Origin of the sequence: Hallella sp. (assembly GCF_037460745.1) — a bacterium.
GTDB lineage: Bacteria > Bacteroidota > Bacteroidia > Bacteroidales > Bacteroidaceae > Prevotella > Prevotella faecis.
In genome coordinates, this window is record NZ_JAXVAE010000112.1 from 1 (window position 1) to 19,141 (window position 19,141).

Genomic DNA, 19,141 nt, shown 5'->3' on the forward strand with positions numbered 1-19,141 from the left:
CTTCTGCAAATGTGAGATGTTGAGAATTGTCAAAGATGTGTATAAAGGGTAGGCTCAACGCCCTGGGCTCACTGACCACCGCCGTCATTGCAGGCGTCGCCATCACCCTGGTAGGCATAGCCATCATTGGCGTGGCGGGAGGCATGAAAGCCAAGGCGTTGACCGACGAGGAGAAGAAGGCAGCCGTGAAGGACTTCAATTTCCCAATGGGCATTGCCATCGCCTTGCTCTCGGGATTCATGAGCGGATGCTTCAACGTAGGCTTGGAGTTTGGCAAGGACATCAACTTCGGCGACCTCACCGACCCGATGTTCCGCACACTGCCGGCTACACTGCTCGTCACGGTGGGTGGTTTCGTCACCAACCTGGCCTACTGTTTCTATCAAAACCAGAAGAACCACACATGGACCGACTATGGCAAACGGCAGGTATGGGCCAACAACGTCGTGTTCTGCCTGCTGGCCGGCGCCCTGTGGTACTCCCAGTTCTTTGGCTTGAGCCTGGGCAAAGGCTTCCTCGGCTCATCGCCCACCCTGCTCACCCTATCGTTCTGCATTCTCATGGCACTCAATGTGGTGTTCTCCAACGTGTGGGGCATCCTACTGCATGAGTGGCGCGGCTGTTCGCGCAACACCATCGTGGTGCTCCTCGTGGGCATCGTGGTGCTGGTCGTGTCGTCGTTCGTTCCACAGTTTATCGGCTAACCCAATGCCTTCCGGTCCCCAAAACACCACAAGGCCAATGGTATAAGCAAGCATATAAGAATCGCAAAAGCGGCAACCTCCCAACCCTGGGTGTTGCCGCTTTTAGCCATTAGAACGCACTTCCGCCTCCGCGAACGGTCAGGGCCTGAACAAGCTAAAGTTCACACTTCCGTAGCTGCGGTGGTCGCAGAAATGCGGGTTGTCTGAGAAATCGTATTGCTTGCCGTGCTCAAACACCAACAGGCCATCGTCCTTCAGCAAGTTGTACTCGAAGATCAGGCCAGGTATGGTGGGCAGTTGCTCCAAGGCGTAAGGTGGGTCGGCGAAGATAAAATCGAACTGCTGATGGCACGACTTGAGAAATCGGAACACATCGCCACGGATGAGGATGTTAGCGTCGGTGCCCAGTTTCTTCATACACTGACTGATGAAACGCGCATGGTCGCGGTCAGCCTCCACGCTCACCACACTGCTGCATCCTCTTGAGAGCAGTTCGAGCGAGATGCTACCTGTGCCCGAAAAGAGGTCGAGCGCCGTCGTCCCTTCAAGATCCACATATCCATTGATAACATTGAAGATGTTCTCCTTGGCAAAGTCGGTTGTGGGACGGGCCTTGAACGAACGCGGTATTTCAAAATGGCGTCCCTTGTATAATCCTGTGATAATTCTCATATAATGGGTTTGAGCGATGTTTTACGATAAATAAAGCGTAAGCAAGTCGAACGTGATGCCACGCACCTGAGTGAGTGGCGCACGGTTGAAGTCGGCCGACGGATTGACCACCGTCACCTTCTCCACGTAGAGGCGCAGGGCATTGAGCAGCTCATCCTGCGATCCGAGCGATCCCGATAGGTATAGCTCATCTTTCTGTTGGTCGAGCGCCAGTTGCTTCCACACGAAAAGGATGAAGTAAACCACATCCTTGGTATGCTTGGCGTCGAAGCTGTTGGCGAAGATAAAGCGGTTGCGCTCAAAGCTAAACACCTCCATTCGCCCATCATGGAAATGCGCGAATAGCTTCCTGCGGTTGCCAATGAAGTGGCGGTGGTGCAGATAGCTCCACACTGGGCGCATGAGCGCAGAGAACTTAGCCTCTTGGTAATGGTCCTCCACCACCATCTTCAGGTCTTTGTTTACGGCGAAGAGCGCCACAGCGTTCATTTCGGGCAACACATTGCTCATAATGACCGCCCCCTCTGTGGTAGGATAGCAGTGTGTGTAGAGCGTCTCGGCGTTGGCCTCCTGAAACTCCTCGATAGGTATGAGCAGCGTAGGCGCGTCGATGAGCACCAAGACCCTATGTGTGGGCACTTGCAGGAGGTTGGCCGTCTTGAAGGCGTCGCGCAGGTTGGCCGCCATCGACACCCCACTCTTAGCCGTGTAAGGCTCGAAGGCCACTTTCGCCTCCGTCCTGCTATCGGCCATGGCAAAGGCCAGCGACCCTTTGCTCACGCGGATGGTTATTCTCGGTTGGATGTTCATGTCTTAGTTTGAATCGTTGTTGGAGGTTCATTCCCAGTTGCCGTGGTTTCCGTTGGGCTCACTGATGTCGCCAATCTTCAGTCCGGGGTATCGCCCAGCAGCGTTGGCTTCCTCCATAAGCGATGCCACGGCATGCTTGTCGAGCCCTTGAAGGAACACATCGTATGTGGCGCCACACTCCATCAGGGGTATTTGCTGTCCGCTTTTTCCGATGATGGTGGTGGCAGCGAGGCTGAACCGTTGCTTGTCGGTGTAAGGAACATATTGCAGCGAGTCGGCAAGAAAACCACTGCCAACAAGCGTGGCGAAGTCGCCCGTGTAGGCACCATGGCGCAGTCGGTAACGCTCCTCCGCCTTGCGAATGGTGGCCAAGCGCTCCTTTACGGCCGTTTCGCGCCTCACCTGCTCCTTTTCGAACCGTATGGGCGCGTTCACGCTCAACCAACACGCCACGATGAGCACCACGACACATGCGGCGAGAAGATAATTATTTTTGAGGTTGACCTTCATTTTTCGCTATTATATTCTTATCTTTGTCCTTGTGAACGGACGAGCGGTAAGGCTTGGGGCAGCCTATCTTATGCAAAGATAGTGCCAACGAGCGCCATGAGAACTTGTTCTCAAATGGCCGAGTGCAGCCTATCTTATCCAAAGATAGTGCCAACGAGCGCCATGAAAGCTTGCTTTCGAATGGCCGAGTGCAGCCTATCTTATGCAAAGATACTAAAAACGAGCTACAAACGACTTATCTCCGCCCTTCTTTTTAACTTTTCATCTTTAACTTTTAGCGTAATTGACCATTCAAGAGTTCACAGGGCGCATCGTCGCCGAGTTTGGCTTTGAGCCCACGGCCGACCAGGCGTCGGCCCTTCAGGTGTTTGGCAGTTTCCTCGCCGACCGCCGCGACAACTGCGTGATGGTGCTTCGCGGATCGGCCGGAACGGGTAAGACCTCGCTGGCTGGCGCCATGATGCGCACCATGAGCCGACTGGGGCAGAAGCTCCAGCTCTTGGCGCCCACGGGTCGTGCCGCCAAGGTTCTCTCGCAAAGCAGCGGCTTTCCCGCCTTCACCATCCACCGAAAGATTTATCGGGAGAAGGCCTACCAGGGTCTCGACGGGCAGTTTAACCTGAACGACAACCGCTATCGCAACACGCTCTTCGTGGTCGACGAGGCCTCGATGATCAGCCGTGGCCTGGGCGACATGCTGGGCGACGCATCGTCGTCGGCCACCACCTTCGGCTCGGGCAGTCTGCTCGACGACCTCGTGAAATATGTTTACGCTGGCGACAACTGCCGCTTGCTACTCATCGGCGACAAGGCCCAGTTGCCCCCCGTGGGCGAGGAAGAGGCTCCTGCCCTGAGCGCCGACACGCTGCAAGAATACGGATTGCATGTTTACCAGTGCGACCTCAACGAGGTGTTGCGACAGAGCCAGGACTCGGGTGTGCTCTACAACGCCACCGTCATCAGGCAAATGATCACCCACGACGAGGTGACCCAACTGCCGCGCATCACCTTCAAGCGCTTCGCCGACATCGTTCAGGTGCCCGGCGACGAACTCATCGAGAGTCTGGCGACGAGCTATAGCCAAGTGGGCATGGACGACACCATCGTGGTGACACGGTCGAACAAGCGGGCCACGGTTTACAATCTGGGCATCCGCAACACGGTGCTCGACCGCGAGGAGACGCTCTGCCACGGCGACATACTGATGGTGGTGCGCAACAATTACTACTGGACGGAGCGCGAACGGGCGGCGCAAGCCAGCCAGTCTCCATCCCCCACACAGGGCGACACGCCAACTGGCATGGCCTTTCTGGCCAACGGCGACCGTGCGGTGGTGCAGCGGGTGCGCAACATCAGGAAGCTCTACGGCTTCCGGTTTGCCGACGTGTGGCTGTCGTTTCCCGACTACGACGACACCGAGCTACAACTAACGGCGGTGCTCGACTCGCTCACCACCGACGCGCCGGCGCTGACCCGTGAGCAGCACGAGCGCCTCTTCGCCTCAGTGATGGAGGACTATGCCGACATCCCCACGAAGGTGGAGCGGATGAAATCCTTGCGAGCCGACCCGTTTTTCAACGCCCTCCAAGTGAAGTTTGCCTATGCCGTGACCTGCCATAAGGCGCAGGGCGGCCAATGGAGCCATGTGTATGTGGACCAGGGATATATGACCGACGACATGCTCACACCCTCGTACATCCACTGGCTCTACACCGCTTTCACGCGCGCCACCGACAAACTGTTCCTCGTGAACTGGCCCAAGAACCAGTGTCAGGACGAATAACCCCCTACGCCCAACGCCCCACCCTGCGGCCCTAAGAACCACAGGATGGGGCGTTTGCTATGAATGCTAACGACCGAGTGGGGCTTAATCTACGGCCTCCACTCGGTAACCGTCGGCCTTGAGCTGGCTGATGATGCCTTGCTCACCTCCCAACAAGTAGCAGGGAAGGGCGAAAAGGGTGGGCTTGTCGCGAAGTGTTTTCTCCATGGTCTTTACGGGTTCTGCCAACAGGCTGCCTGCGCCCATCTGTCCCAACACGCTGTTGAGCACCGCCGAGGCAGCGTCCATATCCTTGGCTTTGTAAGCCTCAACACTCTTGTCGATGACGGCGAGGGCCTCGTCCTGATGCTCCAGGAACTTCACCAAGCCCTTGGCCTGCATCTCAACGGGCAGACTCTTGACGAGCAACAGGTACTGGTCGGCGGGGATAATGCCACCTACGGGTTCGCCGTTCTTCTTGGCTTGCGCCTCAAAATACTCGGCGAAGGTGTGGGTGGGGTCGTATTCGCCCATGTGACTCGACACAAAGAGCAACTGGATGAAGTCCTTCATCACGGCGATGGGTGTGCGGCCGTTGTAGCGTTTCTGGTTGTACGGACTCTTCCAGCTCACCTCCGTGTGCTTCTTGAGGAAGGCGTCGAGCAGTTGTATCTGCTTGTCGTTGAGCAGCGAGGCCAGCGTCTTGCCGGCGGGAAGTTGCTGAGCCTCCTTCAGGGCTGCGTCGATGGCCGTACGGTCTACGTCGAAAAACACCTGTTCGGTATTGGTCATGGCGTCGGTCAGTCCGTTGATGGCGCCCACATATCCCATGGGGTTGAGCAGGTCGTGGGTGGCCACGATGTAGGAAGGCTTCGCCACGCTGTCGGCCGTGACCTTGTAGAGCAGTTGCGCTGATGCGCTCACGGTGAGGCAGAACGCTGCCAAGGTGGTGAGAATCAGTTTTTTCATCTTGATGAATGCTTTGAGATAGTAATTGATTATGTGTGATGTGATGTTACTTCTGAGGCTGGTCGAGCCCGTCTACAAACCGTTGCAGGTCGGCCTTGATCCTCGCAAACTCGGGCGACCGCATGAAGCCCGCATTGCGTTTCAGCACCGATGTAATGTCGTCGACGCTGTTGGAATAGCACGACAGCTCGTTGCGCCGCTGCACGCCATGCACGCTTTGTTGGGTTATTTCGTTCTCGCGCATGCGCACCAACTTGTCGCACACCTTGCGCAACATGGGCGACACCACCTTGTCGCAGAGGTGATGGCCTTGTATGTAAAGGTATGTGTTGTCGGGGTTGACGCCCAGCGTTCTCAGGTCGTCCTTGACCCGTTGCCAACTCTCCTTGGCGTCGGGATGGAGGCGTCGCAACTGTTCGGTCTTCTTGCCCACCTTGTGGCGCAGGCTTCGGATCAGACTGTCGGCCTGTGCAAAGCCAAACTTTCCCATCTCCACGACGTGAAGGAAGTCGGTCATGGTAAACTGCGAGTAATGGCTCGTGCGGTAATACCAGATGTTCCACACGAAAAGTGGGTAGATGGCCTGCGAAAAGTCGCGTAGGTATTGCTCCATGTCGAACACCTCCTGGTCGTTGAGCGACACGGCAACCGACACGTCGTGTAGCGATGGCGCGTAGCATTGCAGGTTCTCGATGGCATAGGCGTAGGTGTGGAACACGTAGGGACTGCGCAGGATTCGCCGAGATGTTTCCGACGCTCCCTGTATGAGGTAATCGTAATCGGCGTCGACACAAGCCACCATGTCTTGCCCCACCTTACCCTCGAGCAGGCTCATCAGGGCGGCTTTCTTGCCCCTCTCGAGCTTGCGCTCCCTGGTAGGCAGCATCACTTCGAAGGTAACCTTGTCGGTCTCAACCTGTGAGAGGATCTGCCTCCAGAAGAACACGTCGTCGTAGCTCTCCACGTAGGCCACCACCTTTCGGCGTGCCCGCTTGGAGTTGAGGCGGTTGGCGGCCTCCACATACGATGATGTCAGGTTGTCTTTCAGGCGGTGTGTCATAAGCGTCGCTCCTTTCTTGCCGAGACGTTCAGACGGTGATGTCGCTCACCTCAGTCACCTTGTCCATCCATCCGTTCATGATAACGGCGGGCGAATGGGTGGTGAGGATGATCTGCACGTTGGGGTTGAGGTCGAGTATGAGGTCGATGAGCTGCTTCTGCCATTCCACATGCAGGCTCACCTCGGGCTCATCCATGAAGAGAATGTAGGGCAGATTGTCCTCCACGAGCACGGTGAGGAGGATGGCCAACATCTGTTTCTCGCCGCTCGAGAGCTGGTAGGGCACCAGCGTCTCTCCTATCTGGTTGAACCGTATCTCGTTTTCGGTGCGCACGATGGTCTTTCCCGTGTCGGCGAAAAGGCGGTCGATGATGTCTTGGAACTTACGTTTCGGCTCCGATATGCGCTGCGCCTGCTGGGCCGCGTTGGGCTGCCCGCTCTGCAAGACGGCGATGATGCGGTTGCCCACGTTTACCTGATAGTCGAGGTATTTGCGCTGCAGGTTGAAGAGTTGCCAGTCGAGCTCGGTGGCAAGCGATATGTCCATCTTCGACACCGTTTCGGCATTGATGAGCGGTCGGTCGAAACTACGGATGATATCGAAGCGTATCCACTTGGCGTCCTCGGGACTCACCTTGAGGCGCACGCCCTTGATCATGTGGCTGGGAAACTCACCATTTGCCGACAAGCCTTTCACCACCTTGTTTAAGATGGTCGACTTGCCAACGCCATTGACGCCGCTCAGGATGTTGACCTTGCGGTCGAGGTCCCAAATGACGTGTTTCTTGCCGCTCCAAAGCGACTCGATTTCGATCTGCTCGATATAGTCAGCGTATTTCTGCATAGGTACACAAGTTAGACGGCGAGCGTTGATGCTTCCTTTTGCAAATATACAAAAACAATTCTGAAATCCATGGTTTTTCACATTTTTTGTACGCATTCGTCTCACATCGGCCACGAACAAAACGGTTCCATCGGTCCACTTTGTGGAGCCTATTCTTGTGGACCTTGCAGTTTTTGGCTACCTTTGCACCGACAAAAGGACCGCGTGCGATTCTGTTTGTCGTATTTTTTACACTATAAAAGATTCTTCAAAGGATAACAATCAACAAGCAATGAACAACAAACCTTTACAAGCCCACCTCAGCATGTTTGCCGCTGAGGCCATGTGGGGACTGATGTCGCCAGTGGGCAAAGACGCCATGAACCACGGCATCGACGGTCTGTCGATGGTTAGTTTTCGCATGATGGGTGCCGCCCTGCTGTTCTGGGTGGCTTCGCAATTTGCCAAACGCGAGCATGTTCCCATGCGCGACGTGCTGCTGTTTGGTGGCGCGGCCCTGCTGGGAGTGGTTTTCAACCAGTGTCTGTTCACCATCGGCCTGAGCATCACCTCGCCCATCAACGCCAGCATCGTCACCACCTCGATGCCCATCTTCGCCATGGTGCTCTCGTTTCTCATCCTCGGCGAACCCATCACATGGAAGAAGACGAGCGGTGTGGCCATTGGTTGCACAGGCGCCATCATCCTCATCCTGACGAGTATGACGGCCGGCAACGCCAAGGTGGGCGACATACGTGGCGACCTGATGTGCATTGGCGCCCAACTGTCGTTCGCCCTATATCTGTCATTGTTTAATAAATTGATACGCAAATACAATCCCTTCACGGTCAACAAATGGATGTTTACCTGGGCCACGCTGCTGGTGCTGCCCGTGTCGTCGGGCCATCTGGTGGAATTGCCATGGGCCTCGCTCAGCTCAACCACCTGGATGGAGGTAGGCTTCGTGGTGTTTTTCGGCACCTTCGTCAGCTACCTGCTCTCCATCGTGAGCCAGCGTGTGTTGCGCCCCACCGTGGTGAGCGTTTACAACTATGTGCAGCCCATCGTATCGGTAACCGTGAGCGTCCTCACCGGCCTGGGGGTCTTCACATGGCAACAGGCCATAGCCGTCATCCTGGTGTTCTCTGGCGTTTGGCTCGTTGTGAAAAGCAAGTCGAAACGCGACGAGCAAGTGGCCGAAACCCATTAACCCTAATCGATCATTAGACCGAAATAGGAGAAATCGTAGGATGTTATGGATTCTTTCCAACTCTTGTCAGCGTTTCTTTCGGCATCTTGCTTCTGGTTGCGTTTCGCCATAGCCCGCTATGGCTTCAACGCACCCGTTGCAACCTGCTCGAAACAAACACTAACAAGAATTGAAATCTAATGACCGATTGGGGATTAGCCCCATTCGGCCATTAGGGCGAAACAGGAAGATAGTTAGGATAATCTTGCTTATGGGCAAGGAAAAAGGCACAGTTGTCGAGAGTCTGACAGCTGTGCCTTTTCTTATGGGCTACCGAGGGTCTTACACCAGCGAACCGATGATCTCCTCGCGGCTCTCAGGCAGCAAGTCGATAACGGGAATCTCGGGCATGGTGTAGCAACCGGGCTGGAGGCGCTGGGTGGCGCGGGCCACATCCACCAACACCTGAGCGGTGAGGGCGGGGTTGTTGATGCTCATGTCGAAGGAGATGCGCTGGTTGGGGGTGGCGCCACTCACGCCCTTGCGGGTCATGTGTACGCCGTGACCCATATCGCGCACTTCGTCGACGCTCTTCACGGCAAACACGTGGAGCTCATCGTGTGCGAAATAGTCGTCGGCCTTCAGTTCCTTCTCCACCTCTTCGAGTGTGGCGCCCTCTTCGAGCTCCACGTAAACCATGCGGCGGTGGATGCCCTCACCGAGGGGGATGGTCATGCTCAGCGCATTCTTCACACCCTTCTTCGAACGAGCCACCACGCTATGTCCCATCGACATGCCCGGACCGAAGTTGGTGTAGCTCAGGCCTTTGGGGGCGAGGGCCTGCATCAGCACACGCACCACTGAGTCGGATCCCGGATCCCATCCTGCAGAGATGACCGACACGGTATTGGTCTTCAGGTTGTGCTTCATCTGACTGTTGCGGTAGTCGAGGATGGATCCATGGATATCGAAGCTATCGACCGTGTTGATGCCCAAGGCTGTGATTTTCTCGGCATATTCGGGGCAGAGGCGTGTGGGTGTGGCAAGGATGGCCACGTCGACATCCTTCAGTTTGGTGATGTCGTCCACCACCTCATAAGGTGTCAGTTCCAAGGGCTTGTTTTCGCTTCCCTGACGGCGCACGACGCCTACGATTTCGAAATCAGGTGCTGCCTCCAAGGCTTGCACGCTGTAATGTCCAATGTTTCCGTATCCAACGATAGCGGCTCTAATCTTTTTCATATTTGTGATGTTTAATACGTTTTGCTTTCTTTTTGAATGCAAAAGTACATCATTCCTATGAAAATCGTGGTATATCACACTCGTTTTTTGACACATTTTTACTTTTACCGCATTTTCGCCCTACCCTTCTCTTGCGCCAACGCATAGCGAAATTAGCCAACAATCTATAGCGAAAACTACACGTTTGTTTGCCACCACAAAAATATTTGGCCCAAATACGCGATTCTCAGCACATTTGCATAAACGCCTAACATTCAGTATGTTATAAATTTCACCCCGCATTCAACCCTCCAAAATCAGCCAATAGGCATGCCGTTAGGCATGTTTCGTGGCGCAAAACATGGCAAACGGCATGACGATACATGGCTTTACGAGGCACGAAAGATGCCTAACGGCAACGCGATCGGGCATCTTCCACAACGGCTCGTCAAAGAGGAGGAGACGCAAAGGCGTAAAAACGGTTTTTTCGTTCTCTATTTCACCCGGAATCGCAGACAAACTTTTTGACCAAATGATGCGACAATTCATCCTCTTTCCTTTCCACATCGACACGCGCATCGCCTCCACATCGCCCTCCAGTAATCCCCAAATGGCCTGGCCCATTTCAAGAAAACAGCCCATCACACACCCCTCATCGGTCCCTTTCGGACACATGGCCTATGCGAGATAATAATAAATAGGGGGCGCAAAACAATAATCGCGCGCCTGCGTACGTTATTAAAGTGTATATACAAAGAAAGTTTTTTTATGATCGAATACATAAAAGGCGAGCTCACCGAGCTCACCCCCACGCTGGCCGTCGTTGAGGCTGCCGGGGTGGGATATGCGCTCAACATATCGCTCAACACCTACACAGGCATCCAAGGCAAGAAGGAAGCGAAGCTCTATGTGCACGAGGTGCTCATAGCCGGCGGGCGCGACGACTCGTTCACCCTCTACGGCTTTGCCACACGACAGGAGCGCGAGCTCTACCGCATGCTCATCTCCGTGTCGGGCGTAGGCGCCAACACAGCCCGCATGATGCTCTCCTCAATGTCGCCCGCCGAACTGTGCGACGCCATCGCCAATGGCAACGAGAAACTCATCAAGAGTGTGAAGGGCATCGGACTGAAGACCGCCCAGCGCGTCATCGTCGACCTGAAGGACAAGATTGTGTCGTCGGGCATCGCCAGCGAACTGCACGTATCGACCGGGCGCGAGGAGTCGCCAGCCATCAACAACGCCGTCAAGGACGAGGCGGTGTCGGCCATGACCATGCTCGGATTCTCACCAGCGCCCGCCGCCAAGGTGGTGACGGCCATCCTCACCGAACAGCCCGACATGGCTGTGGAGCTGGTCATCAAGGAAGCCCTCAAGCGCATCAAGTAATCAGCAAGAATGAATATCAGGAAACACGGCATATCATTCCTCATCTGGCTGGCCATCGCCATGGCGGCCTATGCCGTCGTGTACCCTCGCCAGCAGGTTGACCCGCGTCGGCAGGCAAGGCGCACACAACAGGACAAAGGCAAGAAAGCAGGCAGGCAGGATAACAAAAAGAACGCCAAAGCCAATGGCGCCAACCTCAACGACCTCATCATCGACGACGACTCGATACCCGACTCGCTGCTCAACCCCAGATGGAAGATACAACGCACCACACCCATCACCTATGGCGACCTCGACCAAGGCGTGCTCGACCTGCAACGCCCTGAGGGGTTGCGCTATGAGGTGGTCTACAACGACTCGCTCGACCGCTACATCATTGGAGCCAAGTTTGGGGGATCGTATCTCTCCACGCCTTTCATGATGACCACCGACGAATATCTCAAGTGGAGCGAGAAGCATGCGCGCGACGCCTACTTCCGTTCGAAGAACGACGAGATCTACGAGGCCAAGGGAAAGGAGAAGTTCGATTTTGCCGACATGCACTTCGACCTCGGACCGGCCGAGAAAATATTCGGTCCGGGCGGTGTGCGCATACGAACGCAAGGTACGGCCGAGTTGAAGTTTGGCGCCACCAACAAGAAGATAGACAACCCCTCGCTGCCTGTGCGCAACCGCAACAAGACAACGATGGACTTCGACGAGAAGATTAACCTCAACGTCAACGGTAAGGTGGGCGACAAGGTGAACATGAACCTAAACTACAACACCGACGCCACCTTCGACTTCGACTCGCAAAACATGAAGCTGAAGTACGACGGCAAGGAGGATGAGATCGTAAAGCTCGTGGAAGGCGGTAACATATCGTTCCCCAGCAACTCGTCGCTCGTGCAGGGCGCCAGCTCGCTCTTCGGCCTGCGCACCGACCTGCAGTTTGGCAAACTCAAGCTGCAACTGGTGGCCTCGCAGAAAAAGAGCTCGTCGAAGAGTGTGTCGTCGAAGGGTGGCACACAGCTCACGCCATTCGAAATAGACGCGGCCAACTACGAGGAGAACCGCCACTTCTTCCTCTCACAATATTTCCGCAACCACTACGACGCGGCCATGAAGACCTTGCCCAACCTCACAACGGGCGTCACCATCAACCGCGTGGAGATATGGGTGACCAACAAGACGGGAACAACCACCAACACACGTAACATCGTGGCCCTCACCGACTTGGGCGAGAACACCTCGGTAAGCAACCCCATGTGGAGCGCAGGAGGATCGCCCGTGCCGGCCAACGGTGCCAACACCGAGTATGCCACCGTCGTGGGACAACTGGCCGACGCCCGCAACATCGACCAGACATCGACCGTGCTCGATGGCGCGGGCCTTGTGGGCGGGTCCGACTATGAGAAGTTGCAGAGCGCACGCCTGCTCAACTCGTCGGAGTACAGCGTCAACACGGCGCTGGGCTACGTGTCGCTGCGCACATCGCTGCAGACCGACCAGGTGCTGGCCATTGCCTACGAATACACCTACGGCGGACAAACCTACCAAGTGGGTGAGTTTGCCAGCGACGTCACCGACGTGAACAAGGCGCTCTTCGTGAAAGCGCTCAAGAACACCAGCAACAACCCACAACAGGGCAACTGGAAGCTGATGATGAAGAACGTGTACTACCTGGCCTCGTCGGTGGAGCGCGAGAAGTTCCGCCTCGACGTCAAGTACCAAAGCGACACCACGGGTGTGTACCTTTCTTATATACCCGAACAGCAGGTAAAGGACCAAACGCTCATCAAGCTCCTGGGGGCCGACCGCCTCGACAACAACAACAAGGCGCACCCCAACGGCTACTTCGACTTTGTGGAGGGCTACACCGTGAGCAACGGCCGTGTGTTCTTCCCAGAGGCCGAACCGTTTGGCAGCTACCTCTACGACCGCCTCGTCAGCGCGGGTGTGTCGGCCGACAAGGCTGCCTCATACGCCTTCACCGAACTCTACGACTCTACCAAGACCATCGCCAAGCAGATTGCCGAAAAGGACAAGTTCCTCTTGCAAGGACAATACAAGGGCACATCGGCCAACGTCATCTCTCTTGGCGCCTACAACGTGCCGCAGGGATCGGTGGTGGTAACGGCCGGTGGCGTGAGGCTCACCGAGGGATCCGACTATACCGTCGACTACAGCGCGGGCGAGGTTACCATCCTCAACCAGAGCATCATCGACGCCGGAACAGCCGTCAACGTGTCGCTCGAAAGCCAAAGCGACTACTCGCAAGAGCGAAAAACCATGTTCGGCGTAAACTGGGAATACGACTTCTCGAAGAATTTCCAGATGTCGGGAACCTTGCAGCATCTGTCGGAACAGGCACTCACCACCAAGGTGTCGATGGGTTCGGAACCGCTCAACAACACCATCTGGGGCCTCAACCTCAACTGGAAACACGAGTCGCAGTGGCTGACCAACATGCTCGACAAGCTGCCCTTCCTGCACCTGACGCAACCCTCGCAGATATCGTTCACGGGCGAGTTTGCACAGCTCATCGCCGGAAAGGCGCATGGTGTGCAGGACAACGCCTCGTATATCGACGATTTTGAGAACACCACCGATAAGATCAGCGTGCTCGACCCGTACAACTGGGTGCTGTCGAGCGTGCCGTCGATGTTCCCCAACCACGACGACAAGACCACCTTGCGAAGCGGCTTCAACCGTGCGCAGATGGCGTGGTATTCCATCGACCCGCTCTTCACCCGACGCAGCAGCAGTCTCACACCGTCGCACATCAAGAGCGACCTCGACCAGCTGAGCAACCCCTACATTCGCGAGTGGTACGTCAACGAGCTGTTCCCCAACCGAGATGTCAACTCGTATAGCGGCGCCACGGCCACATTGCCTGTGCTCAACATGGCCTACTACCCCAACGAGCGTGGCCCCTACAACTTCAACCCCGACCTCAACGCCGACGGAACGCTCAACAATCCGGAGCAGCACTGGGGCGGCATGATGCGCAAACTGGAAACCACCGACTTCGAGAACGCCAACATCGAGTATGTGGAGTTCTGGATGCTCGACCCATTCATACACAGTCGCGACAAGGCCAACGCTTCCGACTATGGAGGCGACCTCTATTTCAACCTCGGCGAGGTGTCGGAGGACGTGCTGCGCGACGGAAAGAAATTCTACGAGAGCGGCATGCCGGTGGATGGATCGCAGAGCTTCACCTTCACCCAGTGGGGTAAGATTCCCACGCAGTCGACCGTAACTTACGCCTTCGCAACAAGCAAGGGATCAAGAAAATTGCAAGACGTGGGACTCAACGGACTCAACGATGAGGAGGAGCAACAGTTCCAAAGCTACCAGGACTTCCTTACCCAAATTCAGGGCAAGGTGAACCCCGCCGTGTGGGATTCGATATGGGCCGACCCCGCCAACGACAACTACCACTACTTCCGTGGCGACGACCTCGACCGCATGGAGGCCGACATCCTCAGGCGCTACAAATACATCAACAACCCGCAGGGCAACTCGCCCGACTCGGAGGGCAACTCGGGACGATTCGACACCTCGTACAAGAGCACGCCCGATGTGGAGGATATCAACCAAGACTATACGCTCAACGAATACGAGAAATACTACCAGTACCGCGTGTCGCTGAGACCCGAGGACATGGAGGTGGGACGCAACTTCATCGTCGACAAGCGTGAGGTGGCGCCCAAGCTGCGCAACGGACAGACCGGCCACTGGACATGGTACGAGTTCCGCATACCGTTGGAGGAATTTGAGAAGCGCGTGGGAAACATCACCGACTTCTCATCCATCCGCTTCATGCGCGCCTTCCTCACAGGCTTCAAGCAGCCCATCGTGCTGCGTTTCGGAACCTTCGACCTCGTGCGCGGCACATGGCGTGTGTATGAGCAGAACCTCGACAACACCACGCAGACGGGTACCATGACCACCGCGTCGGTCGATATCGAGGAAAACAGCGACAAGTCGCCGGTCAACTACGTGTTGCCTCCGGGCATCAAACGTGGCCAAGACCCCACGCAGCCGCAATTGGTGGAGTCGAACGAGGCGGCCTTGCAAATCAACGTCAACAACCTCTCGTCGGGCGAGTCGAAGTGTGTCTACAAGAATTCCACGCTCGACCTGCGCCAGTACAAGCGCCTTCAGATGTTTGTACACGCCAACGCCAACGAGCAGAATGTCAGCGGATTGCAAGACGACCAGTTGGCTGTGTTCATACGATTGGGCTCCGATTACAAGAGCAATTATTATGAATACCAAATACCGTTGAAGCTCACTCCCGCTGGCCATTACGACCGTTACACCCTCGCGCAGGTGCAGCAGGTGTGGCCCGAGGACAACATGCTCGACGTGCCCCTGTCGGTTTTCACGTCCGTCAAGAAGGCGCGCAACGCCGCCAAGGCGAACGGGTTGGCGTCCTTCAACCGAGCCTTCGAGGCTTACGACGAGAACCATCCACAAAACAAGATTACCGTGATGGGTAACCCCACACTCGGTGAGGTGAAGACGCTCATCATCGGTGTGCGCAACCTGGCCAGTGAGCAAAAGAGCGGTGAGGTGTGGATCAACGAGTTGCGACTCAAGGAATACAACAACTCGGGAGGTTGGGCTGCCAACGGAAACCTCAATGTGCAACTCTCCGACATGGGTACCGTCAACCTGCAAGGACGCTATGTGTCGCAAGGATTCGGCGGACTGGAGCAGGGGGTAAGCCAACGCTCACAGGACGATCAGAGCAACGTGTCGTTCACAACAAGCCTTGAGCTCGGAAAATTCTTCCCCGACAAGGCCAAGGTGTCGGCTCCGCTTTATTATAGTGTCACCAAGGAGGTGACGAAGCCGAAGTATAATCCGCTCGACACGGATATGGAACTAGACGACGCCTTGGAGAGCATGAACAAGCGCGAGCGCGACTCTGTGGAGAACATTGCCGTGACAAAGACGCTCAACCGCAACTTCTCGCTGTCGAATGTGCGCGTGGGAATACAGACCAAGCGGCACCCCATGCCTTACGATCCGGCCAACTTCTCATTCTCATACAGCCACTCTCACTCCCACTCGCAGGGTGAGACAACGGTCTACGAGAATGAGGACAACTGGCGGGGTGGACTCAACTACAACTGGTCGCCTATCTACAAGGCGTGGGAGCCCTTCAAAAAGATCAAGAACAAGAGCAAATGGCTTGAGATCCTGAAACGCTTCGGCATCAACTGGTTGCCGCAGAACGTGGCGTTCAACACCGAGATGACGCGCAACTATTATGAGTTGCAGGAGCGCGACATGGAGTCGTTGGAGGGATCGCAACTGCCGCTGACCTTCTCTGAGCAGTTCCTTTGGAACCGCGACTTCCAACTGAGGTGGGACCTGACGAAGAACTTGCACATGAACTTCCAGAGTGCCACACACGCCGAAATCGAGGAACCTTACACACCGGTCAACAAGGATCTCTATCCCAACCGTTACGAGGCGTGGAAGGATTCTATTTGGACCTCCATCAAACACTGGGGTACACCGCTCGACTATCAGCAGACCTTCACCATGTCGTACCAGTTGCCGCTCAACCTGTTGCCCATCTTCGATTGGGCCAACGCCGACGCCACCTACAACGCCACCTACCACTGGGTACGCGGATCGGAGCTCGAGGACGGAACCAACCTGGGAAACACCATACAGAACAACCGACAGTTGAACATCAATGGTACGTTCAACCTCACCAAACTCTATAACCACGTGCCGTTCCTCAAGGCCGCCAACGACCGTTTCGACAAGGAGCCCAGTCGCTCGGAAGCTAACAAGAAAAAGCAGGACAAGGCCAAGGAGAAAGCCGAGAAGAAGAAGCTCAAGGATGAGGAAGACCAAGTGAGAAAGCAGGCCGTGGCCGATGGAAAAGACCCAGAGGAGGCGGTGAAACAACTGCAACAGAAGCGAAAGGAGGAGCAACAGAAGAAAGCCCAACTGCCGAAGAACAAGAACACCTTCGAGAAGGAAATTCAACTGTTGCCCGACACCACGCTCGAGGTGAGTCATGGCAAGAAGTCGAAACGCCTCATCGTTACGGCAAAGACCTTGGACGGACACCGTTACAAGTTGAAGTTCAAGAAACTTGACGACAACAAGATACGCATAACCAACAAGGTCGACTCGGCCATGAAACTGAAGATTGCCGTCAGCAAGAAGCAGCCTCTGGACGAGCTGAAGTGGTATCGCTTAGCCCAGTCGGTGGCTCGCGTGGCCATGATGGTGCGCAACGCCAGTCTCACTTACCGCAACCAGTACTCCATCGCCCTGCCGGGCTTCATGCCTAATGTGGGCGACGCATTCGGACAGACGCGCAACACCAGCGCCAACGCGTTGTCGCCAGGTCTTGACTTTGCCTTCGGACTGGTGGGCGACAGCTACATTACGAAAGCGCGCGACAACGGATGGCTGCTCATGAGCGATAGCGTGGCGACGCCCGCCACCACCAACAAGACTGAGGACCTGCAACTGCGCATGACGCTCGAACCGGTGAAGAACCTCAAGATCGACCTCACCGCCACACGTTCGCAAACCACGGCCAAGAGCATCCAATACATGTACCAGGGCAATCCCACCACCCAGACGGGTACATTCACCATGACAACCATCTCGCTGGGAACGGCCTTCGAAGGCATGGGCAACGCCAACAACGGGTTCCATAGCGCCACATTCAAGAAGTTCTGCAACTCGCTCGAAGGCTTCCGCCAACGCGTGGAGGCACAATACGCTGGTGCCGTCTACCCCGCAGGAAGCGCCTTGGCTGGCAAGAAGTTCGACCCCGCCAATGGTGGCGTCAATCTCTATAGCGCCGATGTCATGGTGCCGGCTTTCCTGGCCAGTTACACCAGCATGGGAGGCAAGGGCCTGAGCATCTTCCCATCGCTCACCAAGCTATTGCCCAACTGGACCGTTCGCTACAGCGGATTTGGCAAGTTGCCATGGTTCCGCGACGTCTTCAAGAGCGTCAACCTCAACCATAGCTACAAGAGCATCTATGCCGTGGGAAGCTACCAGAGCTACAGCACGTTCATGGAGCTGATGGGATCGGGCCTGGGATTCATCACCGATGCCACATCGGGCAATCCCATACCTAACTCTATGTACAACGTATCCACCGTGAGCATCAACGAAGCGTTCTCGCCTCTGCTCGGCATCGATGTTACCTTGCAGAACAATCTCACCGCTAAGCTCGAGTATCGACAGACGCGTGTGCTCTCCTTGTCGATGACAAGCGTGCAAATCAACGAAGCTATCAGCAAGGATTGGGTGCTGGGAATGGGTTACAAGATCAACAATTTCAAACTGTTTGGCTCACGTAACCACCGCCAGGTGAAGGGCTCTGGCAACCGCACCAACAACCGAAGCCCCAAGAGCAACAGCCGTACGCAAACCAGCCGAGGCAGTGTGAACCACAGCATGAACCTGCGACTCGACCTCTCGTTCCGCAAACAGGCAGCCATTACACGCGATATTGCCGCCATGACCTCTGCGGCCAGCAGTGGCAACACAGCCTTCAAACTGTCGTTTGTGGCCGACTATACCTTGTCAAAACTGATGACCATGAGTTTCTATCTCGACCGTCAGACCAACACGCCACTCCTGAGCAGCAGCAGTTATCCAACGACAACGCAGGACTTCGGCCTAAGTCTCAAGTTCAGCCTCACCCGATAACCATCAAGCATAACGGCCCAATGCCATCGGGAGAATGAAGTGGAAACCATGGAGTAGCCCAAGAAAGAACATGGGAAGCATCAAACATGACAATTGGATTTCTTGAGTTTTGATATGGGAAACTTCAAGCAAGACGAATGGAACTCTTGAGTATGGACATGGGAAACATGATCCGATAACAATCGGATACGAACCTCAAAGGGGGGCTGCGATGTTGTCGCAGCCCCCTTGCATGAAGAAGGAAACATTTCAAGCGCCCCACCGATTTTTCATTGTCTACCCCCTCACGAGTCCTATGGATAGCAACCCATCAACCACCAGACAGAAAACCGTCGAC

12 protein-coding genes and 1 pseudogene are annotated in these 19,141 nt (G+C 55.6%); 5 read left to right on the plus strand and 8 right to left on the minus strand.

The window, feature by feature from the left end; genetic code table 11:
- Positions 1-71: 71 nt before the first annotated feature.
- Positions 72-704, plus strand: a pseudogene (locus tag WKK33_RS07300) (L-rhamnose/proton symporter RhaT); the annotation flags it as partial.
- A gap of 138 nt (positions 705-842) precedes the next feature.
- Here the strand turns inward: WKK33_RS07300 and rsmD are convergent.
- The 3 genes from rsmD to WKK33_RS07315 are packed head-to-tail and all read right to left on the minus strand — an operon-like array spanning position 843 to position 2,696.
- Positions 843-1,376: a 16S rRNA (guanine(966)-N(2))-methyltransferase RsmD gene (rsmD, locus tag WKK33_RS07305; protein WP_287769176.1), complete on the minus strand. Its 534-nt coding sequence runs from the start codon at positions 1,374-1,376 to the stop codon at positions 843-845.
- 21 nt (positions 1,377-1,397) lie between these two features.
- Positions 1,398-2,186 carry a DUF3822 family protein gene (locus WKK33_RS07310; protein WP_337933150.1) on the minus strand — a complete coding sequence of 263 codons (789 nt, stop codon included), beginning with the start codon at positions 2,184-2,186 and terminating at the stop codon, positions 1,398-1,400.
- 27 nt (positions 2,187-2,213) lie between these two features.
- Positions 2,214-2,696, minus strand: coding sequence for a hypothetical protein (locus tag WKK33_RS07315; protein ID WP_287769173.1), 483 nt, complete (start codon positions 2,694-2,696; stop codon positions 2,214-2,216).
- 283 nt (positions 2,697-2,979) lie between these two features.
- Between WKK33_RS07315 and WKK33_RS07320 the strand changes: the two genes are divergently transcribed.
- Entirely contained in the window at positions 2,980-4,479 is a 1,500-nt protein-coding gene (locus tag WKK33_RS07320; RefSeq protein WP_337933152.1) for an AAA family ATPase, read from the plus strand.
- An 84-nt stretch (positions 4,480-4,563) separates the two neighbouring features.
- On the opposite strand, the gene WKK33_RS07325 is transcribed toward WKK33_RS07320, so the two are convergent.
- The 3 genes from WKK33_RS07325 to WKK33_RS07335 are packed head-to-tail and all read right to left on the minus strand — an operon-like array spanning position 4,564 to position 7,331.
- Positions 4,564-5,427: a TraB/GumN family protein gene (locus WKK33_RS07325; protein WP_337570616.1), complete on the minus strand. Its 864-nt coding sequence runs from the start codon at positions 5,425-5,427 to the stop codon at positions 4,564-4,566.
- A 46-nt stretch (positions 5,428-5,473) separates the two neighbouring features.
- On the minus strand, positions 5,474-6,487 hold the full coding sequence (locus WKK33_RS07330; protein ID WP_337468509.1) for a DUF4435 domain-containing protein: 1,014 nt from the start codon (positions 6,485-6,487) through the stop codon (positions 5,474-5,476).
- A 28-nt stretch (positions 6,488-6,515) separates the two neighbouring features.
- A complete protein-coding gene (locus WKK33_RS07335; RefSeq protein WP_337468508.1) occupies positions 6,516-7,331 on the minus strand; it encodes an AAA family ATPase in 816 nt (271 codons plus the stop codon).
- A 271-nt stretch (positions 7,332-7,602) separates the two neighbouring features.
- Here WKK33_RS07335 and WKK33_RS07340 point away from each other — a divergent pair, with 271 nt between their 5' ends.
- The gene (locus tag WKK33_RS07340) at positions 7,603-8,520 is read left to right on the plus strand and encodes a DMT family transporter (protein WP_337933155.1); all 918 of its coding nucleotides are present in this window, start codon (positions 7,603-7,605) and stop codon (positions 8,518-8,520) included.
- 321 nt (positions 8,521-8,841) lie between these two features.
- On the opposite strand, the gene WKK33_RS07345 is transcribed toward WKK33_RS07340, so the two are convergent.
- Both WKK33_RS07345 and WKK33_RS07350 read right to left on the minus strand, forming a co-directional pair.
- The gene (locus WKK33_RS07345) at positions 8,842-9,741 is read right to left on the minus strand and encodes a diaminopimelate dehydrogenase (RefSeq protein ID WP_337933156.1); all 900 of its coding nucleotides are present in this window, start codon (positions 9,739-9,741) and stop codon (positions 8,842-8,844) included.
- A 315-nt stretch (positions 9,742-10,056) separates the two neighbouring features.
- Positions 10,057-10,362, minus strand: coding sequence for a hypothetical protein (locus tag WKK33_RS07350; RefSeq protein ID WP_337933158.1), 306 nt, complete (start codon positions 10,360-10,362; stop codon positions 10,057-10,059).
- Between the two features lie 126 nt (positions 10,363-10,488).
- Between WKK33_RS07350 and ruvA the strand changes: the two genes are divergently transcribed.
- Entirely contained in the window at positions 10,489-11,109 is a 621-nt protein-coding gene (ruvA, locus tag WKK33_RS07355) for a Holliday junction branch migration protein RuvA (protein ID WP_337468506.1), read from the plus strand.
- A gap of 9 nt (positions 11,110-11,118) precedes the next feature.
- Complete coding sequence (gene sprA, locus WKK33_RS07360; RefSeq protein ID WP_337933160.1) at positions 11,119-18,804, plus strand: cell surface protein SprA; 7,686 nt, start codon at positions 11,119-11,121, stop codon at positions 18,802-18,804.
- Positions 18,805-19,141 lie beyond the last annotated feature (337 nt).